The organism is Kibdelosporangium phytohabitans, from assembly GCF_001302585.1.
GTDB lineage: Bacteria > Actinomycetota > Actinomycetes > Mycobacteriales > Pseudonocardiaceae > Kibdelosporangium > Kibdelosporangium phytohabitans.
Genome location: NZ_CP012752.1, coordinates 10,297,568 through 10,321,707, shown reverse-complemented (window position 1 = coordinate 10,321,707; position 24,140 = coordinate 10,297,568). Strand labels below are relative to the sequence as shown.

The following is a 24,140-nucleotide window of genomic DNA, read 5'->3' as shown; positions in this document are numbered from 1 at the left end:
GTGACCGATCTGGTCGGTCGCGCGCGGGAAGGACAACCGCGCGCGATCGCCAGGCTGATCTCGCTCGTCGAGGACGCCAGCCCGCAGCTGCGTGACGTGGCCGCTGCGCTGGCGCCCTTCACCGGTCGCGCCAGGGTCGTCGGACTGACCGGACCGCCCGGTGTCGGCAAGTCGACGTCCACGTCCGCGCTGGTCACGTCCCTGCGCAAGCAGGGCAAGCGGGTCGGTGTGCTCGCCATCGACCCGTCGTCGCCGTTCTCCGGCGGCGCGCTGCTCGGCGACCGGATCCGGATGCAGGAGCACGCCACCGACCCGGACGTCTTCATCCGTTCGATGGCGACGCGGGGGCACCTCGGCGGCCTGTCGTGGGCGACGCCGCAGGCCCTCAGGGTCCTCGACGCGGCCGGTTTCGACGTCGTACTGGTCGAGACCGTCGGCGTTGGACAGTCTGAAGTGGACGTCGTGTCGCTCGCGGACACCACGGTCGTCCTGCTGGCACCGGGAATGGGCGACGGTATCCAGGCGGCCAAGGCGGGCATCCTGGAGATCGCGGACGTCTTCGTCGTGAACAAGGCCGACCGCGACGGTGCCGAGGCGACCGTGCGGGACCTGAAGAACATGGTCGCCATGGCGCGCAGGGGAATCGGCGGTCCGTCGTGGCGCCAGCCGATCGTGCGGACCACCGCGTCCAAAATGGAGGGAATCGGCGACGTCGCCGACGCGCTGGACGGCCACCACCGGTGGCTGGTGGAGCACGGCGCGCTGGAGCGGCGGCGGTTCAACCGGGCCCGTGCCGAGCTGGAGGCGATCGCGCTGGAGTCGGTCCGCGCGTCCTTCGCGGGCCGCGGCCACGATGTACTCGAAGACCTGGCCAAACGCGTGGCCGCGGGCGACATGGACCCGTACACGGCGGCGGACGAGCTCGTCGCGGGAACAACGCGCGGATGATCCGCGTCCTCTAGGTTGAGGTGACCACCAGTGGACGGAGATGCTCGATGAAGTTCGGGATTGCCACGTTCGTGACCGACGACGCCATCGGCCCGGCCGACCTGGGCAGAGCGATCGAGGAACGCGGGTTCGACTCCCTGATGGTCGCCGAGCACACGCACATCCCCGCCAGCCGCGAGACGCCGTATCCCGGTGGCGGCGAGCTGCCGTCGGTCTACTACAAGACGCTCGACCCGTTCGTCACGCACGGCGCGGCGGCCGCGGTCACCGAGAAGATCCTCCTGTTCACCGGCATCGCTTTGCTGATCCAGCGCGACCCGATCACCACCGCGAAGGAAGCCGCGAGCGTCGACCTCGTCTCCGGCGGCCGGTTCGTGCTCGGTGTCGGCGCCGGCTGGAACCTCGAGGAGATGCGCAACCACGGCACCGACCCGTCGACGCGCGGTGCGCTGCTGGACGAGCGCATCGAGGCGATCAAGGCGTTGTGGACGCGGGAACCCGCCGAGTACCACGGTGAGTTCGTCGACTTCGGTCCCGTGCACAGCCGCCCGAAGCCGGTGAGCAAGCCGCATCCGCCGATCTACATCGGTGGCAATTCCGCCGCGACGGTCCGCCGCGTCGCCCAGCACGACGCGGGCTGGATCGCCAACCCGCTCCCGGTCGAACAGCTCGCCACACGGGTCGCCCAGATGCGGGACAGGGCGGTGCGGGATGTGCCGGTCAGCGTTTACGGCGCGCCCATCGACATCGACGTCTGGCGGGCGTACGCGGGCGTCGGCGTCGAGCGCGTGGGCCTGTTCCTGCCGTCCAAGCCCCGCGACGAGACGCTGAAGCTGCTCGACGAGTTCGCCGCGAAGGTCGGCGACTACGCGCGGGGGTAGGGATAACCCCACTGCCGACTCGGGAGTTGAAGCCATTCTGGCCGGTGCCCGTCGTCAATAGCGTTACCGCCATGAACGCACAGGTGATGACGATGGCACCGGCTTTGCGGATGAGCGGTGTCTCCAAGACCTACGGCACGGGGGCGGGGACCGTGCACGCGCTGCGTGACGTCAGCATCGAGCTGCGGCGCGGCACTTTCACGGCCGTCATGGGTCCGTCAGGGTCGGGCAAGAGCACGTTCCTGCACTGCGCGGCCGGGCTGGACCGGCCGTCGGGCGGGCAGGTGCTGCTGGGCGACGTCGAGTTGTCCGGGATGACCGAGAGCCAGCTGACTGTGCTGCGACGCGAGCGGATCGGGTTCATCTTCCAGGCGTACAACCTGCTCAGCACGTTGACTGTCGAGCAGAACATCACACTGCCGCTGCGGCTGGCCGGCAAGCGCGTCGACCGCGGCATGCTGACCCAGGTGGTCAGGGCGGTTGGCCTGGACGAGCGGCTCAACCGGCTGCCGAGCGAGCTCTCCGGCGGCCAGCAGCAGCGTGTCGCGATCGCCAGGGCGCTGGTGACCAAACCGGACGCCGTGTTCGCCGACGAACCGACCGGCGCGTTGGACACCAGGACCGCCCGGCAGGTGCTGGAGTTGCTGCGGCACGTGGTCACCGGCATGGGGCAGACCGTGCTCATGGTCACCCACGACCCGGTCGCGGCCTCGTACGCCGACTCCGTGGTGTTCCTCGCCGACGGCCAGTTCGCTGGTGAGCTGCGCAGGCCGACGCCGGAGATGATCGCCGAGCGGATGACGCACCTGGGTGACCGCCGCACGGCGTGAAAGGGTGTAGCCCGTACCACTGTGCGCGGGCAGCGACCACGGCAGACTCATGGACATGCTGAAACAGTGGGGGCGGAGCGCCGGGTACCTGGCGGTGGTCGGGTTCAGCGCGCCATTCGCGATGCCGTTGTTCCTGCTCCTGCCGATGAGCGGGATCGCGCTCATCGCGGCGGGGCTCGGGTTCGTGCTCTTCCCGCTCGTGGTGATGCTCATCCGGATCTGGACGGACATGCACCGCCTGCTGGTCGGCTGGGTGCTGGGGACGCGCGTGGAGACGCAGCTGCGGCCGTTGCGCGGGGGCGTGCTGGCCAGGGTCCGCCAGGTGCTGACCGACCCGACCACGTGGCGCGATCTGGTGTGGCTGTTCGTCAACATGATCATGGGGTTCGTCTTCGGGATCGCGGGCATGATCGTCACCTCTTTCGCCGCTGCCAGCACGTTCCTGCTGTTCTTCTGGTGGACGATGCCCGACGACATGCCCGTCCAGATCATGGACGTGCACGTCGACAGCGTCGGCAAGGCGATCGTGGTCGCCGCACCGACCGCGGTCGTCGGGCTGGCGCTGGCGTGGTTCGGTGTTCCCTTGCTGGCGAGGGTGCACGCGACCATCTCGAAGGCGCTGCTGCAGCCGTCCGCGCTGGAGGCCAGGGTGGAGGAACTGGCCGAGACGAGGGCGGGCGCGATCAGCTCGCACGACGCGGAGCTGCGGCGGATCGAGCGGGACCTACACGACGGCACGCAGGCGCGGTTGGTGTCCATCGCGATGCGGCTGGGGATGGCCGAGAAGTCGATGGACGACAAGGATCCCGTGTCGATGCTGGTCCGCGAGGCACGGGAGGGCGCCGAGCAGGCCATGGGGGAACTGCGTGACGTCATCAGGACCATGTACCCGCCGATCCTCGCCGACCGCGGCCTCGACGGGGCCCTGGCCGCGATCGGCGCCCGCTGCCCGGTGCCGACGGTGGTGGAGACGGGCGACCTCGACGGTGTCCCGGCGCCGGTGGAGGCCGCGGCCTACTTCGTGGTCGCCGAGGCGCTGACGAACGTGGCCAAGCACAGCAGCGCCACCAGCGCGTCGGTGCGGGTCGTCAGGGACGAATGCGTCCGGATCACGGTGTCCGACAACGGAATGGGCGGCATCGACGAGGGCAGGGGGACCGGCATCATCGGGATGCGCCGCCGCGTGGCCGCGCTGGACGGTACGGTGGCTGTGGACAGCCCGGCTGGCGGGCCGACGGTGATATCGGTGGAGCTTCCTTGCGCGTCGTGATCGCAGAGGACAACGTCCTGCTGGCGGAAGGCCTCAACCTCCTGCTGCGCACCAGCGGCATCGAGGTCGTGGCCACGGCGGGCGACGGGACGGTGTTCGTCGAAGCGGTCAGGGAACACCGGCCGGACGTGACCATTGTGGACGTCCGGCTGCCGCCGTCGTTCCGCGACGAGGGACTGCGGGCGGCGCTGGCGGTGCGTGCGGAGTTCCCGTCGCTGCCGGTGCTCGTGCTTTCCCAGTACGTCGAGGAAACGTACGCGACCGAGCTGCTGTCCGACGGCCGCGGCGGAATCGGCTACCTGCTCAAGGACCGGGTCAGCCGGGTGGACGAGTTCATCGACGCGTTGCGGCGCGTCGCGAGCGGCGGGACCGTGATGGATCCCGAGGTGGTCGCGCAGCTGCTGGTGCGCCGCCGCCGCGGCAACGATCCACTCGGCACACTGAGCCCGCGGGAGAAGGAAGTCCTCGGCCTGATGGCCGAAGGACACGCCAACGGCGACATCGCGACCAAGCTCGTGGTCACCGAACGCGCCGTGCACAAGCACATCGGCAACATCTTCGCCAAACTGGACCTGCCGCCGAGCGACGGCGGGCACCGCCGGGTGCTCGCCGTCCTGGCGTACCTCAACAGGTGAAGCCTCAGTCGTCGACCGGGAAAGGCTTGTAGTTCTCGTCCAGCCCGGTGGCCTTGTTGTTGTGCCACGGTTGCCGCGGCGGTGGGTACTTCTGGTTGCGCAGGTAGATCCGCTGCGCGTTGACGCGCATCGACAGTTCGAACGCGCGCTCTTCCTCGGTCATCGAGTTCCAGAACTCCGGGGTCTGCTCGGTCAGCCTCGCCAGCAGCGCCTGCTCGTCGATCGGGAACTCTTCCTCCTCGGTCATGCCTACTTCCCCCTGTCGATGAGTTTGATCTCGTACTTCTGGGTGATCGGGTTCCATCCGGCGCTCTCCACGTAGAACTTGTTGTGCGGCGGGAAGGCCACCTCGTGCTGCCCGCCGTGCGGATCGCGCATCCACGAGATGTCCTTGCCGGTGTGCGACTCGATGACGAACTGCACGTTGCCCGAGTACGGGTGCGCGGTGTCGGTGCTGGTGAAGCCGCGCTCACGGACCTCCGTGCCAGGTTCGTAGCGCTGGATGAGTTCCGCCATGTTGTCGGATCCCACTTCGATACCGCGGCGAACCGTGCCCACGTAGTCGTCGAGGCGGTTCATGCCGGAGGTGGCGTTGCGGATCGCGGGATCGTGCTGCGCCAGGCCAGCCGGGTCGTCGTCCCACAGCGACTTGTTGATGGGCTGGCTGTCCGCGCCCATGTAGCGGTCGATCGCCAGCAGTTCCTCGTCCGGGATCCGCTGCGCCTCGGGGTTGCGCGCCCGGATCTCGTCGAGGATGCGGGCTTCGCCGTTCTGGTGGCCGTACTGCTCGCGGTAGGCCGCGTGATCCGACTCGCCGGCCTGGTAATCCGGGTCTCGCAGTTCGTCACGGGACATCGGCTCGGGGCGCTGGGGCTCCGGCGGTTCCGCGTGGTGCGGCGGTTGTTCGTGGCTCGGTGCGTCGTGGTAGTCGTCCGGGCCGGGACGGAACGGGTCTTGCGGGTAGTCCCAGTCTTCCGGGTGCGTCCTGGTGGGCGGCGGTTCGGTCTGCGGGTTCATCCGGTCGCTGATCGAGGGAGCGTCGACGTCGCTTCCGCGTGGCCCGAAGGGTCCCCACTCCGGCGGCGGGCCCTGCGGCGCGGGTGGCCGCGGCGCTTCGACGACGTCGTCCGCGTGCCGGGTGGCCGCTTTCGTGCCCGTGCCGAGCACGTCGTCCACCATGTTCTTCGCCGCACCGAGCGCACCACGGGCGGCCACGCCGCCGCCACCGGTCGCGGCGCCGAGGACGATGTCCGGCAACAGGTTTCCGATCGCGCGGCCGGGCGAGTCCTTCCACGTGTCCCATTGGACCATCGCTTTGACGGTGTCGACCGGGTGTGTGACCGCGTGGCCGATCCCGCTCGCGACAGTCCCGAGGTTCTCGGCGTACTCCTTGGGGTGCGTGATGTTGTACGGGTCGAACGGGTTGACCATCCGGACCATCTGCGCCATGCCCGCGACGGCCGAGGCCGCGCCGTCGAGTATCTCGAAGGTCTGCGTCGCCATCGTCGAGAGCCCGTCGACGAGGTCCATTCCCCGCCGTGCGAGCCATCCCGGCTCCTCCGGCAACCGGTCGCGCAGCTCGGCGATGCGGTAGTGCCACGTGTCCGCGGCTTTGGCGAGTTGCGCGCGTGCGTCGTCGAGTATCTTCTGCGCCCGGTTCTTCTCGCCTGCGGCCGGATCGGCGAACGGCGGGATGTCGGCGATCTCCCCGAGCGTCACGACGTTGTAGCGGCGTTGGGCCACGTCGTCCTCGTACGCCGCACGCGCCTGGTCGGTCTGCTGCTGCGCACGGTTGTACAACGCGATCGACTCGGCGGCTTTCCGTTGCGCTTCGGACAAAGCGTCGCGGTACGGCTCAAGCGCGCCCGCGACGTCGTTCAGCACCTGGCCGTAGCGGGTCCACAGCTCCGGCCGGGAGTCGAACCGTTCGCGGAAGGCGTCGCCCGCCGGACCGGACCAGTGTTCCGCGGTGTCTAGTTTGGACAGACCGTCGCCTGCTCTGCGCATGGCGTTGCCGATCTTGTTCAGCCCGTCGATGGTCGGGCCGAACTGCTCCGGCTTGCCGGGGACGAGCGCCTTCGGGTCGTTGGTGAAACCCAGCTGCAGCGTCATTGCGCGCCGCCTCTCGGCGACCGCATGGTGACCGTGTCCTCGAAGACGCCCCAGAGCTGCTCGAAACCGGACGTGGCCTCGGTTTCCATCTTCTGGTAGACGCTGAGCGTCTCCTTGAGCTTGTCGAGGATGTCGTCGCCGTCGTCGAGCAGGTCGCGCAACGCGTAGTGGGCCCGCATCAGCACTTCCTCGACCCGGTCGCTGATCGCCTCGTGCCCGGTGACGTCCTCGTCGAGTTCGAGCGACTCGATCGACTCGCCGGATTCCTCCATGCCCTTGATGCCGAGTTCCCTGAGCTGGCCGAGGGTGTCCTTGATGCCGCTGTAGGCGTTGTTCATGGCGCCGAGGTCGATGGTGTACCCGCTCACCGGCCGCCTCCGGAAACCGCGATGTCGTCCGGCACGATTCCGCGCACCGGCGGGAAAGCCATGGCGTGCGCGGAATCCGGGTCGAGCATCACGGCGATGATCCGGCCGTGTGCCCTGGTCAGGCAAGGGACGAGGTCGTCGAGCAAGTCGGCCCCGGACAAGGAGAAGAAGGCGCACTCCCTGCCGAGCGAACGGGCCATCTCGGCGAGCGACGAGTAAACCGGAAGCCAAAGCCCTTGGCCTGCGGGGTAATCCCGCATCGGAATCGCTGTGTCGTGCCGCTCGGCGTACACCGTCGCACGCCGGAAAGCGGCCACCATCACGTTGGCATCACCAGTACCGGCACGAATCGCACGGCACGCGGTGATCAACGGTCGCGCAGGATCGACAGCATGCGAGGTCATGGCGACACCTCGCATAATCCACCCACAACCACGGCCAATCTCCCCTGTTGTCCGTCAGTGTGATCAGTATGCGGTCACCGATCGTAGCCCACTGATCACGCACTTGTGCAAGAGGTGATCGGGAAACACCGGTTCGCGGGTTCTCCTCCGCCGGAATGCGCCGGATGTCATCCTGTCAGGCGCATGTTCACCGATCCGAGGAGTTGGGTTGTGTCCGCCGACATGGAACGGCTGGTAGCCGAGTTCGAGAAGTTCCAAGCCAAGATCAAAACGGCCGAGGCGAAGTTCGGCGGCGTCGGCGAAATGCAGGACCAATTGGCCCAGCTCGAGGTTGCCGCGACTTCACCGGACCGGTCCATCCGGGTGACCGCGGCAGCGGGCGGCACGGTGACGGGCATTCAACTCACTCCCGAAGCCATGCGGCAATCCGCTCCGGCATTGGCCGCCGCGATCATGTCCACACTGCGCGCGGCCGTCGCCGAATCAGCCCGTCGCCAAGCGGCCATCGTCGACGAAACCGTCGGCAGCGCGTTCGGCGTCACCATCAGCGACCAGGTGGAGAACGCCCAGGTCATGGGAACCGTCACGCAGGAGCCGCCGTCTCAGCGAGAAGAACGTCGTCCACTGTCGTCGGACGACGACGAGCCCGGCGAAGACACGATCTTCCGCCAGCCCCGGTATTGAGGAGGATGTCGATGACAACCGGTGGTAGCTCCCAAGTCGATATTCCGGCGTTGGAGAATTACGCGACACAGCTCGGTTACTACCAGGCCGAGTCGGGCAAGTTCAGCGAACTCGTCAATCGGGCAGACGTGACAAACGACGCGTGGGGTATCGTCGGCGTTTGGGCCAAACAGTCCTACACCGACCGCCTCGCCGAACTCCGGGCACTGATGGAACAAATGCGGCAGGGAGTCGACGCGCTCACCGAGAAGGTCACGCTGAGCGCCGCCATCTACCGCGGCAACGAGAAGGACCAGGCGATGAGATTCGGCAAGCACGAAGCCGTGATCGACGGGCCGCGTGAGGGAGCACCGTGACCGGGGAGAAGAAGAGCATCGCCGACGGCCTGGCCGTGAAACCGTACGACGAAAGCGTTCTCGCGAACGTGGACAGGGCGGCGGAGAACACGCCGGTACTCGGGACTGTCCACAAGGCCTACAAATCCATCACCGAACACGCCAAGGAACTGGCGAGCGCTGACAGCATCGGCGTGGGCGAACTGGCGACGGCATCCAGGAACCTGGCAGCCGACGGGGCCAAGTTCGTCGGGAGCGCGGCGGCGGACGCCGTCTTCTACGCCATGGACCCGGTCGGCTGGCTGGTCAGCCACGGGTTGAACATGCTGCTCGAACTGGTCCAGCCGTTCCAGGACGCACTGCACTCGGTCAGTGGCGACGGCCCGTCCATCGGGCACGCGTCCGAGAACTTCACCACTCTGGCACACGGTTTCACCCAGCTCGCAGACGATTTCGAGAAGACCGGCGACGCGGCGCTCAAGGACTGGATCGACCAGGGCGGGGAAGCGGCCCGGCTCGCGCTGGGCGACTTCGCCGCGGGCATGCGTGGTGTCGGGTCGGCGGCTGGGTCGGTCGCCGACGTGCTGAAGATGTGGTCGATGGTGATGGTGGTCATCGAGGAGGTGATCAAGGCGATCATCTCGGAGCTGATCTCGTTCATGATCACCATCTGGCTGCCCGCGCTCGCCGCGTCGGTCATCTCCTTCGGCAGCACCGTCGCCGCGGCGATGGCGTCGACCATCACCAAGGCAGTCTCCCTCTTCCAGAAGGTCACCAAGCACCTCGGCGCCTTCGGCAGGTTGCTCGACACGTTCATCGAGTTCATGGCCAAGCAGGCTCAGAAAGTCGTCGCTCAGGCCGACAGGTTCCGGCTGGGCGTCAAGAAGGGGGAGCGTGCGATCCCGCTCTTCGGCAAGAGGGCCGAGAACTTCGTCCCCAGCCGACGGGTGATGAGCACGGCGTTCGGCACCGATGCCGGGGTCGTCGGTCCGCTGGCGACGGGCATCGCCATCAAGGCGGGCATCGGTGCGGGCAAGGGGGTGGCCGCCGAGGGGGTGGACGAGTACAAGTCCGACGGTCCCCTGTTCGACAAGGAGGCCATCGGCGGCGGCAAGAGCACCGAAGAGACCCGCGACAACCTGGAGATGTAGGCCGCGACCATGGTAGAGCCGAACTATCCGGAACTCCGGCAGCGAGTCCGGGATTTCGCTGTGGACCGGTGGGAAGAGCCCGAGGCTGTCGTCCTGCTCGGCAAGGTGCGGCCGGCCTTCGACGTCCCGGGCAGGCGCGAGGACGGGACTGTCAAGGGAAAACGGGTCATCAGGCGGTTCTTCTGGAACATCGTGCGTGGTGTCGGCAGGGTTGCCGGGTTCGTGATCGTGCTGTTCGCGGCGAATGACGCGATCTCACGTGACATGTTCGTCCGAGACGGCAGCGTGCGGGGGACGGCGAACGTCAAGGCCCTGGGGCTCATCGATGCCGCGAGGCGCGCGAAGCGCGCGTGGCTGGTCTACTCGCAGTCGTATGTCGCCGTTCTCGATTCAGGCTCCGACTTCACCCTGTCCGATGCCCCGCGGCCGTTGACGGTCCTGTGGCACGAACAGGGACCAGACGTGCCCATCGTCCACCGTTTTGAGCATCGGGTCCGTTGGCCGGACGGTTTCGAGTACACCTACGACCTGCAAGGGGACGAGATGGAGGTAGCCGGCCGGGACCGCAAGGCCTGGTTGTGGCGGGACAGGCGGAAGGCGGACGGCGAGAACCGGGAAAGCTAGGAATGGGACCGGATGGAGACAGGCGGGTGTCGTGCACCTCGGCAAGGCCGAGCCCGAGTACACCGTGCCCGGCAGACGTGCCGACGGGACGGTCAAGGGCAAGAAGCTGATCCGCCGGTTCTTCTGGAGCATCATTCGTGGCGTCATGAATGCGGTGATGAGTGTCTTCTCGCTGATGAACGGCGGCGGCCCAGCGAATGCGTTCCCCCTAAGCGGTACGGTGACCAGTCCCGCCAACGGGCAAGTGCTCGGGCTTGCGGACGCGGCCAGACGCGCCCGGAGCGCGTGGTTCGTGTACGCGTAGTCGTACGTCGCCGTGGTCGATTCGGGATCCGAGTACAAGGATCCCGACCCACCACCACTCCAGGTGCTGTGGTTCGCGGAGAGGCCGGATGTCCCCGAAGTGACCTACCGGGAACGACGTGCGGTGTGGCCCGACGGCTCCGAGTTCTGTTTCGAGGTCAGTCCGGAAGAAGCGCAAGTCGTGAGTCAGCGGCGTAAAGCCTGGCTGTGGCGGAACCGGCGGGAAACAAGCCGTGAAGACCCGGAGCTGTGAGACTTGCGGCCGTGCGGAGCCGGACGAGCAAATGGTTGGGCGAGTATGGCGTCGGGCTCTTCGCACACACCCATGGGATCGTGTTCCGCTATGCGCGATACTTCGTAAGGGATGTGTACTGAACAATTCCCTCCACCTTCCGCTTTCGGTTTGGCGCCACCGAGGTTGACGCGTTGTTCAGCCAGTCGGACCTCGAGCGCACCCAGCATCTGAAAACGCATGGCCGACCCCCAGTCAGCTGACGACTCCCGCATTGTCCTCGGCGACGGTACCACCGCCAATACTGGACATGATCGCCCGAATGCCTCAATTCGCAACCGATTATCCGGTCCATTCCCGCACCGCGTTGTTCACCGATGAACGGCCTTTGTCCGGGTTTTCGCCGGTCATTACCGGTGGTCAGGCTGTGCACCACCGCGGTAGTGCGGACACGCTGTCGACCACCGGATTGACGATCAGCCGACGGGATCGGCGAGAATCTGGAATGCTGCGGCGAAGGCCGTGCGGGGCCTCGGGGACGAGACGGGAAGGGCCATGGGGAAAGAGCGGAAGCCGGGGGATCTCGACCGTCGAATGGCGTCGTCGGTCGATCGCATGAGCCAGCGCGTCGACGCGTACACCGCGAGCCTGAAGAGGCCGCACGAGGAGATCCGCCAGCAGGTCCGTGCGTTCGCCGCGGGCAACTGGGGTGAGCCCGCCGGGATGGTGCACCTGGGTGAGGTCGCTCCCTCGTACAGGGTGCCCGGCAGGCGGGACGACGGGACGGTCAAGGGCAAGAAGCTGATCCGGCGGTTCTTCTGGAACATCACCAGAGGGGTGTTCGGCGTGATCGCGAACATCTTCGCGCTCGCCAACGGCGGCGGCGCGGGCAACGTGTTCAGCAGGTCCGGCACGGTGAGCGGGGCCGAGGGCAGTCAGGCGGTCCGGTTCGTCGACGCGGCCAGGCCCGCCAAGAGCGCATGGCTGGTGTACGCGGCCTCCTACGTCGCGGTGATCGACTCGGGGTCGGATGTCCGTGACCCCAAGAACATCCCGCCGCTGATCGTCCTGTGGCACGCCGGGCAGCCGCACATTCCCAGGGTCATGCGCGGTGTGGCCACGTGGGCCGACGGCTCGGAGTTCAGGTACGTCCCGACCCCCGAGGAAGCGCAGCGGGCGGCGCAGGAACGCAGGGACCGGCTGCACGGCCCGTGACGTGACCGAAGGGCGCCCGGGTTGTCCTGGACGCCCTTGGTCGTCAGCGTTTGATGGAGCCGAGGAACGCTGCGAAGCACGCGGCGTTCACGGTGAGGTGGCCGCCGTCCGGGTTCTTGCTGTCCCTGATACCGGTCTGCTCCGCGTCAACCGCCAGCTCGACACAAAGGTTCTCCGGGCTGCTGTAACTGCTCTTGCGCCACGTCTTGAGGGTGTTCATCGGCCTACCAGTTCACCCCTTATCGCTTTGAGGATCTTCACCGACCTCTGTGGTGACGGAGCCGCGGCCGCGATGTCCTCCCATGCACTGGAGAGCGCTGCCACGATCGCCTCGTCGCCAACCGTTTCGCAGCCCACCATACTCTCCATATATCCGGAATCCGGCTCGTCGGATTCCGGATAGCTCAACAGGGTCATCGTGCCCGAGTACGGCCCATGTGCGCGAAGGTCCAGCGGGAGCACCTGGATCGTCACATTGGGCATCCTGGTCATCTCGATCAGGTGATCCAACTGGTCGATCATGACTTCGCGGTTGCCGATGATCCGCCGGAGCGCCGCCTCGTCGATCAACGCGTGAACGTGGAGCGGGTTCTTCTTGCGAAGAACCATTTCCTGGCGATCACGTCGTTCCGAGACAGCGCGCTCTTCCCAGCCATCTCTGCGCAGTAGTTGACGTGTGCCTTGGTTGAGCGCCGCGGCGTACGCGATGGTCTGCAGCAAGCCGGGCATTATCACCCTGTCGAGCGTGCGTTCGCGGACCGCGTCAGCTTCGTCCAGGCGGAAGCGCATGTAGCGATCCGGCAGTTCGTCCGCGAACTGGACGACCGTCTTGTCCGCGTCGGCGATGTCCCAGAGGTCGAGGGTTTTCGCTCGTTCGTCATCGGTGGCGCCGATCGCGCCGATGATCGCCAGCAGCAGGGGCAGTCTCGGCAACGAGTCGCCTGACATCAACCGGTAGACGCTCTGCTTGGAGCAGCGGACTTCCCTTGCGACGTCGTCCGGGCTGAGGCCGGATCGCTTCAGGATCGGCGTGATGTACTTGCCGAGTCTGCGCTTGCTGCGGGTGGTGCCAATCGCCATGCGATCACCCTAACCACCCTCCGTTACCCTGCGAGTTGGAACATCACCCATATGATACGGCGTATTTGGAATTCTCAAATGATATTGTGGACAGTGAGAGGACCGCTCAAAACCGTCGCCACCAAGGAGTGTGCATCCCGTGTCATGGGCGGATCACGACCTCTCAGTCCTCAACGTCACAGACATGTCCCAGCGGATCGAGCCGACGCCGCAGCAGCACCACATCGCCGCCGCGGTCGTGCACCTGGCCGAGCAGGCATCGGCGACGGGTACGCGGATTCGCGCGGGCGACATGACGCTCGGCGACTGGCGGGACCTGTCGGACGCGTACGCGGAAGTCAGTGATCAGGCGGAGCAGCAGGCGCAGGCCGTCGAGGCAATGGCCGCCTCGGGGGTGGAGCGATTGCCGCGACCGGCGGAAATCGTTTCGGCGCTGGGAATGGGGCGGTCCCGGGACGGTCACTGGGTCATCGTCCCCGGGCGGAGGGATCAGGAGGAGCCGTGTGGCCGTGAGCCGCGGTTGGCGCTGTGCGGCGCACACGCCGTGCCGGTCCGGAATCCCGAAGACTCCACGAGCGTGTGCGAAGGGTGCCGGTGGCGGCTTCGCGTCATCCGCCGGGAGATCGACACGATGACCGGGATGCGCCCGTAGGCGCACCCCGGGGTCACGGCGTCAGCACTTCGTCTTGTAGAAGAACTCCGACTTCGTGGTCATGTCGTCCTTGGTCAGTGCGATCAGCGGCGCGGAGATGTTGCGCTGCACGCTCTTGCCCTCGATGGCCGCGATCGCCTGCTCGACGCCAGCCTTGCCGATCGTGCCGGGGTCCTGGGCGATCAGCGCCTGGAACGCACCGCTCTTGAGGCCCTCCACCTCCGACGGGCTGGCGTCGAAGCCGACGAGCTGCACCTGACCGACCTTGCCGCCGCTGCGCAGGCCCGTCGCCGCGCCCTCACCCGAGTTCAGGTTCGTGGCGAACACGCCGATCAGGTCCGGGGTGCTGGAGATCGCCGCGGTCACCTTCTGCGCCGCGACGGACGGCTCGTTGTCGGTGAACTGGATACCTGCGGACTTCAGGTTCGGCGCCACCTTCTTCAGCTCCTCCTCGAAGCCCTTGGCACGCGCCGCCGTCGTCGACGTGCCCGCCTTGGTGTCCAGCACCAGCACCGAGCCGGTCTTGCCACTGGTCAGCTTGGCCATGGTCTGGGCCGCCAGTTCGCCGCCCTTGGTGTTGTCCGACGAGATCGACGACGCCGCGATGCTCGTGTCCTGCAGCGCGGTGTCCACCTCGACCACCTTGGTGCCCGAGTCCTTGATCTGCTTCATCTGCGGCGCCATCGTCTTGTCGTCCGTCGGCGCGATGAGCAGACCCGCGGGCTTCTTCGCGCCGAGCGCGGTCACGATCGGGCCTTGCAGCGTCGGGTCGAACTGGTCCGGGGCCTGCGTGTTGATCGTGTACCCGGCCGCCTTCGCCGCTGCCTGCGCGCCGCACTGCAGCGAGATGTAGAACGGTTCGTTCTTCACGCCGAGGACGAGTTCGAGGTTCTTGTTGGCTGGCGTGGCCCCGTTGCCGGAGTTGTCGTTCTGGCCGACCTGGCCACCGCACCCCGCCAGCAAAGCCCCGGCTGCGAGCACGACTAAGAGTGTCTTCGTTGACACCTGAACCTCCAGTTATCGCTTGTTGTTGGCACGTCGTCGTTTCTGGTCGAACCACACGGCAGTGACCAGGACCGCGCCGACCGCGATCTGCTGCCAGTAGTCCTGCACGCCGATGATGTTGAACCCCTTCTTCAACACCGCGGGGATGAACACCCCGATCACCGTGCCGAGGATGGTGCCCACCCCGCCGAAGAGGCTGGTCCCGCCCATCACCACGCCCGCGATGGCGTTCAGGTTGTCCGTGGTGTGCCCGGAGATCGTCGTCGACTGGTAGTACGCCAGCGACATGAAACCCGCGATCCCGGCGAGGAAACCGGTGAGCAGGTAGACGTTCGTCAGGTGCCGGGTCACGCCGATGCCCGATCGGCGCGCCGCCTCCGGGTTGGACCCGATCGCGAACGTGTACCGGCCGAACCTGGTGGTGTGCAGCACCAGCCCGAAGATCACCGTGATCGCCGCGGCCACGACGACGATGTTCGGGATGTTGCCCTCCAGCGTGCCGTGGCCGAGGCTGTCACGCAGCGCGGTGGGCACCGACCGCGCGTTCGAACCGTCGTTGAGCAACGAGGCCACGCCGAGCGCGGCGCCGAGCGTGCCCAAGGTGACGATCAGCGGCGGGATGTTGGCCCGTGCCACCAGCAGGCCGTTGACCAGGCCCCAGAGCGAGCCACCCGCGATGGCCACGACCATGCCGACGAGGATCACGCCCCAGCCCGCGCTGGAGGCGTCCTGGCCGGGGCTCATCCACTCCATGGTCTTCGCGGAGATCATGCCCGCGAAGATCAGCACCGAGCCGACCGACAGGTCGATCCCGCCCGTGATGATCACGAACGTCATCCCGACCGCGATCACCAGCAGCACCGACGTCTCGATGAACAGGTACTGGAAGTTCTGGAACGTCAGGAACGACTCCGGCGCGAGCGCGCCGAACACCACGATCAACGCCAGCAGCACCAGCGCGATCCAGAACGTGTTGGCCGACACCAAACGCTTCGACAACGGGCGGCGCTCGGCCGTCGGCAGCGTGTCTGTGCTGGTCACGTGGCATCCTCCTGGACCAACGCGCCGGTCATCGCGCCGACGAGGTCCTCCAGCGACGCGTCGGCGGCGGTGAACCGCGCCACCCGCTTGCCCAGCCGCAGCACCTCGACCCGGTCGGACACCGAGAGCACCTCGGGCATGTTGTGGCTGATCAGCACGACCGCCATGCCCTCGTCGCGCACCCGCCTGATCACGTCGAGCACTTTCTCCCGTTGCACCACGCCGAGCGCAGCGGTCGGCTCGTCCATGAACACCACCTTGCTCGCCCACGCGACCGAGCGGGCCACGGCGACGCTCTGGCGCTGCCCGCCGGACAGCGAACCGATCGGCACGTCGATGTTCTGCAGCGTCACACCGAACCGCGTGAACTCCTCGGCCGCGCGCCTGCGCATCTCGGCCTTGTCCAGCACGCCCAGCTTGCCGAGCAGGCCCTTGCGGAACACCTCCCGGCCGAGGAACAGGTTCGCGGCCGGGTCCAGGTCCGGTGCGACGGCCAGGTCCTGGTACACGGTCTCGATCCCCAGCCGCCGCGCGGCGACCGGCGAGTCCAGCGTGACCGGCTCGCCTTCCAGCAGGATCGTCCCCGAAGTGGGGATCTCCGCGCCCGACAGGCATTTCACCAAGGTCGACTTCCCGGCGCCGTTGTCGCCGATCAGCGAGACGACCTCGCCCTGGCCGACTTCGAACGACGCGCCGCGCAGCGCCTCGACCGAACCGTAGTGCTTGACGATGTTCTGTGCCCGCAGGACCGGTGTCACTCTGTCACCGCCGGTGGCAGACAGCGAATGGCAACGATGTCACCTTCCACAGTGGCCTCCCCGGCCGCGTGGGGGAGCACGTACGTGTCGCCCTTGGTCACGGGCACGTCCCCGCTCTCGGTCTTGATCGTGCCCGAGCCGTCGAGCGCCACCACGATCGAGAAGGACGGGTCGAGCGCGGCGCCGCCGCGGACGCGCTGCGCGCGGAAGAAGCTCGCCGCGTCCGGCCCGAGCAGGTCCGTGACCGGGGACGAGTCCTCGGTGTGCCGGACGATCCGCTTGAGCCGGTCGGCGTCCCAGCCGGTCCGGTCGACGCAGTCGAGCACGACGTCGTAGCCGAAACCGAGGTGGCCACCGGCTTCCGAGTCCAGGAAGTCCTTCCACTCCAGCGTGACCGACAGGTCCGTCGGCTGCTGGAGCTCCACGATGAACACGCCCGCGCCGATCGCGTGCGGCAGGCCCGCCGGGACGAACACCGTGTCACCCGGGCGGACCGTGACCGGGTTGAGCGCTTCGAGCATCGCCGCCGTGTCCTGCTCGGCCACCCACTCGGCGACGGTCGCGCCGGACTCGTCACCGCGGAATCCGATGTGGACGTCGCCGCCGTCAGCCGGTGTGCCGACGATGATCCACGCCTCGGTCTTGCCGAAGTGCGAGCCCATGTGCTTCTGGGCGAACGCGTCCGACGGGTGGCAGTGCACCGGCAGCCGCTGCCCGGCGTCGAGCAGCTTCACCAGCACCGCGGGGTCGCCGCCGAACCTGGCCGCGTGTGCCTTGCCGAGCCAGTTCTCCGGGTGCGCGCGCACCGCGTCACGCAGCCACTGGCCGTCGGCCAGCTTGGTCAGGCCGTCGGTTTCCTTGCCGTATCGGGTGGTCGTCGACCCCACCCAGTCCTCCGGCCCGTGGTCGGTGCGCGCGTTGCCGACGCCTCTGAGCGCCTGGATCGAGTCGCCGCCCGCGTAGAACTGCGTCGGCTGGTTGGCGGGCAACCAGACCGGGCTCGATCCCACTGCGACGTCTGGGCTGTTCAAGGGCGTACCTCTCCCGATCCGCGAGGGATGATGTTGGCCGGCAGCACGATCCTGCGCGGCGGTGACGTGTCGCCCTCCATCCGGGCGAACAGCAACTCGGCGGCGGCCCGGCCCATCGCGCCGATGTCGTGCGCGAGCACGGTCACCGGCGGGTCGAGCAGGTCGGCCAGTTCGAAGTCGTCGAACCCGGCCAGTGCCGGCCGCGCGTCCAGCGTGCTCAGCGCGCGCAGCACCATGATGGTGATCCGGTTGTTGCCGGTGATCAACGCGGTCGCGGGGTCGTCGCCGGACACCAGGCGGCGCACGGCACCCGCCACGCCCGCGTCGGTGTGCGGGCCCATCACCACGAGTTTCTCGTCGTAGGGGATGCCCGCTTTGGCGCAGCCCTCGCGGAAGCCGCGCAGGCGTTCGCTCGCGGTGAAGATGTCCGGTGCGTCACCGAGGAAAGCGACCCGCTTGTGACCGTGTCCGGCCAGGTGGTCGACCATCGCCGCGGTGCCACCGAGGTTGTCGACGAGCACGGTGTCGGCCACGACATCGCCCGCCGGGCGGTCGACGAACACCACCGGCGTGCCCGCCCGCATCTCGGGAACCAGGTAGCCGTGCTGCATCCCGGCCGGGACGACGATGAGCCCGTCCACCCGGCGCGAGCAGAACTCCAGCGCCAGTTCGCGTTCCCTGGCCGGGTCCTCGGCCGACGAGCCGGTCAGCACCTGTCTGCCGAACGTCCGCGCGACCTCTTCGACCGCCCTGGTCAGCACCGAGTAGAACGGGTTGCCGACGTCTTCGAGCACCAGGCCGATGGTCCCGGTGGACATGCCCCTGCGCAGGTTGCGGGCGCCGAGGTTGCGGCGGAATCCCAGCTGTTCGATCGCGGCCAGCACGCGCTCCGCGGTGTCGGGGTGGACACCGGGCTCGTCGTTGACCACCCTGGAGACGGTTTTGATGCTCACGCCGGCGAGCCGCGCGACGTCACTCATGGTCGCTCGGCGGACCTTGCGTGCCCCTGGTTCCGACAACGTTGTCATGGTGGCGCCGAGTATCACCGGAGCCATTGACCATGTCAACGGTTACCCGGAAGTGAACCGACGAGGGTTGACGAACGCCGCAACGCTGCGCAGTGTGACCGATACGAACGGTTGATACCGACAAGGTTGTCAGTCAATCCGGGAGGCGATCGGGTACATGTCACGCAGCAGATGGTTGGCAGCGACGGTGACCCTGGGGGTCGCGTTAGGGGTGCTCAGCGCCCCTGCGGCGACGGGCCAGCCGCAGGCAGCCGTCGAGGACTCAGCGAGGTTCGTGAACCCCTATGTCGGGACGAAACCAGGTGGTGCCGACCACGGCACGGGCGGCGGCGCGGGCAACACGTTCCCCGGCGCGGTGGTGCCCTTCGGGATGGTGCAGTGGAGCCCGGACACCGTCACCCACCAGCACGGCGGCTACTTCTACGACGACACCAGGATCAAGGGCTTCAGCTTGACGCACCTGTCCGGCGCGGGATGCAGCACGTACCAGGACATCCCGTTCATGCCGTTCGCCGGCCAGGTGACCACGTCCCCGGCGACGGACCCGAACCGGTACATCGCGAAGTTCAACCGCGCCAACGAGACCGCGACGCCCGGGTACTACGGCGTGACACTGGGCTCCGGCGCGAAGGTCGAGCTCACGGCCACCCAACGCACCGGCGCGGGCCGCCTGCGATTCCCCGCCGGGGCGACGTCGACCTTGCTGGTCAACACGTCCGGCTCGGTCGCCGGCACCGAGGACGCGGAAACCGTGATCGGCACGGACTCCATCAGCGGCTGGGCGACCAGCGGCAAGTTCTGCGGCGTGAACCACCGCTACCGCGTCTACTTCCACGCGCAGTTCGACCGGCCCTTCGAATCGGTCGGGACGTGGAAGAACGGCACGGTCACGCAAGGCAACCGCGTGGAACGCGGCGGGTCGCCGCCGAAGGTGGACCTCGACGCAGTCGACGCGCCGAAAACCGCCGACCGGGCAGGCAAACCGGCCAAGCGTGCCGTCGCACCGACGGACACCACGGTGTCCGGACCGGGCTCGGGCGGGTTCGTCACGTTCGACTCGTTCGAGTCCGACACGGTCAATGTCCGAGTTGGACTGTCATTCGTGTCGGCCGACGGCGCCAAGGGCAACCTGGCAGCCGAAAACGGCAGCTTCGACCAGGTCAAGGACAACGCGCGGGCCGCGTGGAACGCCAAGCTGAACCAGATCCAGGTCAAAGGCGGCACGTCCGACGAACGGACCACCTTCCACACCTCGCTCTACCACGCGCTGATCCAGCCGAACGTCTTCTCCGACGCGGACGGCCGCTACGCCGGGTTCGACGGCCGCGTCCACACCACGGACCGGCCGGTGTACACGAACTTCTCCGGCTGGGACGTCTACCGCTCGCAGTTCCAGCTGCTCGCCCTGCTGGCGCCCAATGAGGCGTCGGACATCGCGCGGTCGATGATGCTGTACGCCGAACAAGGCGGGGCGTGGGACCGCTGGACGGTCGCCAACGGGTACACGGGCGTGATGAACGGCGACCCGTACCACATCATCGTGTCGACCGCGTACGCCTTCGGTGCCAAGGACTTCGACGCGTCCAAGGCCCTGCTGCTGATGCTGCGCGGGGCGACACAACCGACCCAGGGCTACGTCGAACGCCCAGGCCTCGAGGACTACCAGAAGCTCGGCTACGTCCCGATGGGCTCGCCGAACGTGTGGGGCCCGGCCGCGACCACATTGGAGTACACCAGCGCTGACTTCGCGATCGCCGAACTGGCCCGCAGGCTCGGCGACTCCGCGACCTGGAGCGCGTTCATGAAACGCGCCCAGAACTGGCAGAACCTCTACAACCCCGGCAACGGATACCTCAACCCGCGCAACAAGGACGGCTCGTTCACGTCGTTCAACCCGGCCAGCAGCGACGGCTGGGTCGAAGGAAACGGCGCCCAGTACGCGTGGATGGTGCCCTACAACCCGCGGGGCCTCTTCAACGCCATGGGCGGCGACGCGACCGTGGTGAACCGGCTCGACACGTTCTTCAAGGAACTCAACGCCGGGCCCGCCAAACCGTTCGCGTTCATGGGCAACGAACCGAACTCGCACGTCACCTGGCTCTACAACTACGCCGGTGCGCCGCAGAAGACCCAGCAGATCACCCGCAAGGTGCTGACGGAGTTGTACAGCCCCAAGGAGAACGGCCTGGTCGGCAACGACGACCTCGGCCAGCTTTCGTCCTGGTACGTGTGGGCGGCGATGGGCATGTACCCGATGATCCCCGGCCGGGCCGAACTCGTGCTCAACGGCCCGCTGTTCGAGGAGATCGTGGTGACCAGGCCGTCCGGGGCCAAGCTGACCATCCGCGGCAACGGTGCGAACGCGAAGACGCCGTACGTGCGGGGCGTGCAGTTCAACGGCCGTCCGTCCAGCCGGACGTGGCTACCGGAGTCCTTTGTGGAGCTCGGGGGCACGGTCGACTTCACGATGTCGGCCACGCCGTCCGCGTGGGGCGAGGGACCCGGTGACGCGCCACCGTCCTTCCGGGACGCCGAGGTGGGCCAGCGCGGCTACGTGTCCCCGGCGCGGATCGTCATCCCGGCCGGCACGACCGGGTTCGTGGAGATCGGGGCGCAGGACTTCTCCGGCGAGGGCGCCAGGCTGACGTGGACCGCGCCGGGACCGCCGGGTATATCGGTGATCCCGGGCGGCAGCGAGTTGATCGTCCCGCCGGGCGCCAAGGCGGGCAGATCGGTGGCGGTCCGCGTCGAGCCGGGCACACCGGAGGCCACCTACCAGGTGGTCGTGCAGTTCAACGGGCCGCAGGGCGCGTTGCAGAGCGCGACGTTGCAGATACTGGTGGCTCAGCCGGGAAGTTTGCGATCTGCCTACAACAATGTCGGGATATCGCCGGACAACGCGATGTCGGTGGCGAACTTCGACAACGTCGGCTTCAGCTACTCGGCCAACGCCCTGGCCAACGCCGGGCTCAAACCGGGTGAGACGGTCAAAGTGGACGGTCTGACGCACACGTGGCCGGTCACCGACGCCGGCGAGCCGGACAACGTGATCGCAAGCGGGCAAACGGTGAACGTCCAGGCGGCGGCAGGCGCGACCAAGCTGGCGTTCCTGGGCAGCGCGGCCAACGGCACCGCGTCCGGCCAGCTCGCGATCACCTACACCGACGGGTCCACGCAGCAGGCGCAGATCGGGTTCTCCGACTGGACGCTGGGCGGCGGCGGGCAGCAGCCGTCGTTCGGCAACCGGGTCGCGGTCACGTCCTCGTACCGCAACTCGGTCAACGGATCATCACAGGGGTTGAACACCTACGTGTTCGCGACCGAGCCAATCGGCCTCGATCCGTCCAAACAGGTCAAGAGCGTCACTTTGCCGTCCACGGTGTCCGGCGGAACGCTGCACGTGTTCACCGTGACCACGGGGTAGGCCGAACGGAGTAACCGAACGGAGGATATTTGTACCGAGTGGCCCGCCCCGCACGCATTTCGCGTGCGGGGCGGGTTACCTTGCCCCCATGACCGGTAATGGGGGAGATGCGATCGTCGTCTCCGGTATCCGCAAGAGTTACGGGGACCTCACCGCCGTCGACGGCGTGTCGTTCACCGTGGCCGAAGGGGAGTTCTTCGGCATACTGGGGCCGAACGGCGCGGGCAAGACGACCACGCTCGAGATGGTCGAAGGGCTGCGCGAGCCCGACGCGGGCAGCGTCACGCTGCTCGGCCAGAACCCGTGGCCGCGCAAACTGGATCTGCTGCCGAGGATCGGCGTCCAGCTGCAGGCGTCCGCCTTCTTCGACAAGCTGACCGCGCGGGAGCAACTGGAGACGTTCTCCTCGCTGTACGGCTCCGGCACCAAGAACATCGACGAGATGCTCGAGGTGGTCGGCTTGGCCGACAAGGCCAACACCAGGGAGGACAAGCTCTCCGGCGGCCAGCGGCAGCGGCTGTCGATCGCGTGCGCGCTGGCACACGACCCCGACATCGTCTTCCTCGACGAGCCGACGGCGGCACTGGACCCGCAGGCACGACGCAACCTCTGGGACGTGCTGAGGGAAATTCGCTCACGGGGCAAGACGATCGTGTACACCACGCACTACCTCGACGAGGCCGAGATCCTCTGCGACCGCGTGGCGATCATGGACCACGGCACCATCCTGGCGATGGACACGCCCGCCGCGCTGGTGCGCGGGCTGGACGCGCCGACGCACATCATGCTCGAGCACGGCGCGCTGCGACTGGACGAGGTCCGCGGCTTCACCGGCGTCGACGACGCGACCGACGACGGCACGACGCTGACGATCTCCACCCGCAAGCCCGCGCCGGTGCTCGGCGCGCTGGCCGAACGCGGAACACTCGACGGGCTCCAGGTCCGCACCGCCACGCTCGAGGACGTCTTCCTCGACCTGACCGGACGGGAGTACCGGGCATGAGCGAGTCATCCAGCACAGGGCCCCGCTCGTGCGGCACAGGCGACCAGGGCGGTGAGCAGGCATGAGCGCGTTCAAGAGCCTGTCCATCGCCGGTGCCAAGGCCTTCACCCGCGACCGGGCCGCCCTGTTCTTCATCGTGTTGTTCCCGTTGATGTTCCTGGTCATCTTCGGCCTGCTGTTCCGTGACTCGGGCACCGACAAGATCAAGCTCGCGGTGGTCGGCGACGGCCCGGTCGCGCAGGCGCTCAAACAGCTCCCGGTGGTCGAGGTCGAGCAGGTCGCCACGCCCGAAGCGGCTGTCGAGAAGGTGAAGTCCGGTGACATCCCCGGTGCCGTGATCGAGAACGGCACCGACGTCCAGCTGCGGTTCGCCGCGAGCGACCAGAACAAGTCCGGGATCGTCAACGGGCTGGTGTCCAGTGTGGTCGACAAGGCCAACATCGCCGCGACCGGCCAGCAGCCCCGGTTCAGCTTCCAGCCGAGCCAGGTCGAGGACAACTCGCTCAACGCCATCCAGTACCTGACGCCCGGCATCCTCAGCTGGGCGGTGGCGTCGGCCGGTGTGTTCGGCACGGCGATGACCTTCGTGCAGTGGCGCAAGAAGCAAGTGCTGCGGCGGTTGTGGCTGGCGCCGGTGTCGCCCGCGTCCGTGCTGCTCTCGCGCATCGGCGTGACGATCGGCATCGCGGTCGTGCAGGCGGTGGTGTTCGTCGGGATCGCGAGCCTGCCGATGTTCGGCCTGAAGCTGGCGGGCACGTGGTGGCTGTCGATTCCGATCTTCCTGCTCGGCACGCTGGCGTTCTTCACCATCGGGATGCTGATCGGCTCGTTCGCCAAGACCGAGGAGGCCTCGACAGCCGCCGCGCAGATCGTGGTGCTGCCGATGGCGTTCCTGTCCGGCACGTTCTTCCCGATCGACCGCGCGCCGGGCTGGCTGCAGACCGTGTCGCAGATCTTCCCGCTGCGGCACATGAACGACGGCATGCAGGACTTCCTCGTCCGCGGCAAGGGAATCGAGGCGTTGCTGCTGCCCGGCGGGATCCTGCTCGGGTTCACGCTGGTCGTCGGTTTCATCGCCGCCAAGGTCTTCCGCTGGGAAGGCAACTGACCCGAGCGATCCGGTACA

At 67.5% G+C, this 24,140-nt stretch carries 26 protein-coding genes; 15 read left to right on the top strand and 11 right to left on the bottom strand.

The genetic code is table 11. From position 1 onward, the window contains the following. From meaB to AOZ06_RS46075, 5 genes are all read left to right on the top strand, one after another. Complete coding sequence (gene meaB, locus AOZ06_RS46095) at positions 1-948, top strand: methylmalonyl Co-A mutase-associated GTPase MeaB (protein ID WP_417999922.1); 948 nt, start codon at positions 1-3, stop codon at positions 946-948. Between the two features lie 47 nt (positions 949-995). Beyond that, positions 996-1,829: an LLM class F420-dependent oxidoreductase gene (locus AOZ06_RS46090; RefSeq protein ID WP_054295149.1), complete on the top strand. Its 834-nt coding sequence runs from the start codon at positions 996-998 to the stop codon at positions 1,827-1,829. Positions 1,830-1,900: 71 nt separating this feature from the next. Further along, positions 1,901-2,659 (top strand): ABC transporter ATP-binding protein, encoded by a 759-nt coding sequence (locus tag AOZ06_RS46085; protein WP_054295148.1) that lies wholly within the window; start codon positions 1,901-1,903, stop codon positions 2,657-2,659. A 55-nt stretch (positions 2,660-2,714) separates the two neighbouring features. Then, positions 2,715-3,929, top strand: a complete 1,215-nt coding sequence (locus AOZ06_RS46080; RefSeq protein WP_063810582.1) for a sensor histidine kinase — start codon at positions 2,715-2,717, stop codon at positions 3,927-3,929. After that, complete coding sequence (locus tag AOZ06_RS46075; protein WP_054295146.1) at positions 3,917-4,564, top strand: response regulator; 648 nt, start codon at positions 3,917-3,919, stop codon at positions 4,562-4,564. The genes AOZ06_RS46080 and AOZ06_RS46075 overlap by 13 nt, the downstream gene beginning before the upstream one ends. A 4-nt stretch (positions 4,565-4,568) precedes the next feature. Here AOZ06_RS46075 and AOZ06_RS46070 read toward each other — a convergent pair whose 3' ends face one another. Genes AOZ06_RS46070 through AOZ06_RS46055 form a run of 4 tightly spaced genes read right to left on the bottom strand, consistent with a single transcriptional unit; the run spans position 4,569 to position 7,448 of the window. After that, the gene (locus AOZ06_RS46070) at positions 4,569-4,811 is read right to left on the bottom strand and encodes a hypothetical protein (protein ID WP_054295145.1); all 243 of its coding nucleotides are present in this window, start codon (positions 4,809-4,811) and stop codon (positions 4,569-4,571) included. Between the two features lie 2 nt (positions 4,812-4,813). Next, positions 4,814-6,676 (bottom strand): putative T7SS-secreted protein, encoded by a 1,863-nt coding sequence (locus AOZ06_RS46065; protein WP_054295144.1) that lies wholly within the window; start codon positions 6,674-6,676, stop codon positions 4,814-4,816. Beyond that, positions 6,673-7,044, bottom strand: a complete 372-nt coding sequence (locus AOZ06_RS46060; protein WP_054295143.1) for a hypothetical protein — start codon at positions 7,042-7,044, stop codon at positions 6,673-6,675. The genes AOZ06_RS46065 and AOZ06_RS46060 overlap by 4 nt, the downstream gene beginning before the upstream one ends. Beyond that, positions 7,041-7,448: an SseB family protein gene (locus AOZ06_RS46055; protein ID WP_169799076.1), complete on the bottom strand. Its 408-nt coding sequence runs from the start codon at positions 7,446-7,448 to the stop codon at positions 7,041-7,043. Before AOZ06_RS46055 ends, AOZ06_RS46060 begins: the two co-directional genes overlap by 4 nt. 183 nt (positions 7,449-7,631) lie before the next feature. On the opposite strand from AOZ06_RS46055, the gene AOZ06_RS46050 reads away from it, so the two are divergent. The 6 genes from AOZ06_RS46050 to AOZ06_RS46020 all read left to right on the top strand — a co-directional run bounded on the left by AOZ06_RS46050 (position 7,632) and on the right by AOZ06_RS46020 (position 11,992). After that, the gene (locus AOZ06_RS46050) at positions 7,632-8,132 is read left to right on the top strand and encodes a YbaB/EbfC family nucleoid-associated protein (protein WP_236951953.1); all 501 of its coding nucleotides are present in this window, start codon (positions 7,632-7,634) and stop codon (positions 8,130-8,132) included. A gap of 11 nt (positions 8,133-8,143) precedes the next feature. Continuing rightward, entirely contained in the window at positions 8,144-8,488 is a 345-nt protein-coding gene (locus AOZ06_RS46045; protein WP_063810581.1) for a hypothetical protein, read from the top strand. Then, positions 8,485-9,618 carry a hypothetical protein gene (locus AOZ06_RS46040; protein ID WP_054295139.1) on the top strand — a complete coding sequence of 378 codons (1,134 nt, stop codon included), beginning with the start codon at positions 8,485-8,487 and terminating at the stop codon, positions 9,616-9,618. Before AOZ06_RS46045 ends, AOZ06_RS46040 begins: the two co-directional genes overlap by 4 nt. Positions 9,619-9,627: 9 nt before the next feature. Further along, a complete protein-coding gene (locus AOZ06_RS46035) occupies positions 9,628-10,242 on the top strand; it encodes a hypothetical protein (RefSeq protein ID WP_054295138.1) in 615 nt (204 codons plus the stop codon). A gap of 31 nt (positions 10,243-10,273) precedes the next feature. Next, positions 10,274-10,546, top strand: a complete 273-nt coding sequence (locus AOZ06_RS46030; protein ID WP_054295137.1) for a hypothetical protein — start codon at positions 10,274-10,276, stop codon at positions 10,544-10,546. Positions 10,547-11,332: 786 nt separating this feature from the next. Then, entirely contained in the window at positions 11,333-11,992 is a 660-nt protein-coding gene (locus AOZ06_RS46020) for a hypothetical protein (protein ID WP_157233610.1), read from the top strand. Between the two features lie 43 nt (positions 11,993-12,035). On the opposite strand, the gene AOZ06_RS55465 is transcribed toward AOZ06_RS46020, so the two are convergent. Beyond that, positions 12,036-12,212, bottom strand: a complete 177-nt coding sequence (locus AOZ06_RS55465) for a DUF397 domain-containing protein (RefSeq protein WP_083472379.1) — start codon at positions 12,210-12,212, stop codon at positions 12,036-12,038. Beyond that, the gene (locus AOZ06_RS46015; protein WP_054295135.1) at positions 12,209-13,072 is read right to left on the bottom strand and encodes a helix-turn-helix domain-containing protein; all 864 of its coding nucleotides are present in this window, start codon (positions 13,070-13,072) and stop codon (positions 12,209-12,211) included. The genes AOZ06_RS55465 and AOZ06_RS46015 overlap by 4 nt, the downstream gene beginning before the upstream one ends. Before the next feature lie 184 nt (positions 13,073-13,256). Between AOZ06_RS46015 and AOZ06_RS46010 the strand changes: the two genes are divergently transcribed. Continuing rightward, positions 13,257-13,724: a hypothetical protein gene (locus AOZ06_RS46010; RefSeq protein ID WP_157233609.1), complete on the top strand. Its 468-nt coding sequence runs from the start codon at positions 13,257-13,259 to the stop codon at positions 13,722-13,724. A 21-nt stretch (positions 13,725-13,745) separates the two neighbouring features. Here the strand turns inward: AOZ06_RS46010 and AOZ06_RS46005 are convergent, their stop codons facing one another. Genes AOZ06_RS46005 through AOZ06_RS45985 form a run of 5 tightly spaced genes read right to left on the bottom strand, consistent with a single transcriptional unit; the run spans position 13,746 to position 18,539 of the window. After that, complete coding sequence (locus AOZ06_RS46005) at positions 13,746-14,729, bottom strand: ABC transporter substrate-binding protein (protein ID WP_054295133.1); 984 nt, start codon at positions 14,727-14,729, stop codon at positions 13,746-13,748. Between the two features lie 12 nt (positions 14,730-14,741). Continuing rightward, a complete protein-coding gene (locus tag AOZ06_RS46000) occupies positions 14,742-15,770 on the bottom strand; it encodes an ABC transporter permease (protein WP_054295132.1) in 1,029 nt (342 codons plus the stop codon). Then, positions 15,767-16,528 (bottom strand): ATP-binding cassette domain-containing protein, encoded by a 762-nt coding sequence (locus AOZ06_RS45995; RefSeq protein ID WP_054295131.1) that lies wholly within the window; start codon positions 16,526-16,528, stop codon positions 15,767-15,769. The genes AOZ06_RS46000 and AOZ06_RS45995 overlap by 4 nt, the downstream gene beginning before the upstream one ends. After that, complete coding sequence (locus tag AOZ06_RS45990; protein ID WP_054295130.1) at positions 16,525-17,559, bottom strand: class I mannose-6-phosphate isomerase; 1,035 nt, start codon at positions 17,557-17,559, stop codon at positions 16,525-16,527. Before AOZ06_RS45990 ends, AOZ06_RS45995 begins: the two co-directional genes overlap by 4 nt. Next, positions 17,556-18,539, bottom strand: coding sequence for a LacI family DNA-binding transcriptional regulator (locus tag AOZ06_RS45985; protein ID WP_054297416.1), 984 nt, complete (start codon positions 18,537-18,539; stop codon positions 17,556-17,558). The genes AOZ06_RS45990 and AOZ06_RS45985 overlap by 4 nt, the downstream gene beginning before the upstream one ends. Before the next feature lie 205 nt (positions 18,540-18,744). Between AOZ06_RS45985 and AOZ06_RS45980 the strand changes: the two genes are divergently transcribed. The 3 genes from AOZ06_RS45980 (at position 18,745) to AOZ06_RS45970 (ending at position 24,122) form a co-directional block, all read left to right on the top strand. After that, a complete protein-coding gene (locus AOZ06_RS45980; protein ID WP_083472378.1) occupies positions 18,745-22,011 on the top strand; it encodes a GH92 family glycosyl hydrolase in 3,267 nt (1,088 codons plus the stop codon). Positions 22,012-22,099: 88 nt separating this feature from the next. Beyond that, complete coding sequence (locus AOZ06_RS45975) at positions 22,100-23,014, top strand: ABC transporter ATP-binding protein (protein ID WP_054295129.1); 915 nt, start codon at positions 22,100-22,102, stop codon at positions 23,012-23,014. A 61-nt stretch (positions 23,015-23,075) separates the two neighbouring features. Further along, the gene (locus AOZ06_RS45970; protein WP_054295128.1) at positions 23,076-24,122 is read left to right on the top strand and encodes an ABC transporter permease; all 1,047 of its coding nucleotides are present in this window, start codon (positions 23,076-23,078) and stop codon (positions 24,120-24,122) included. The last annotated feature ends 18 nt before the right edge of the window (positions 24,123-24,140 follow it).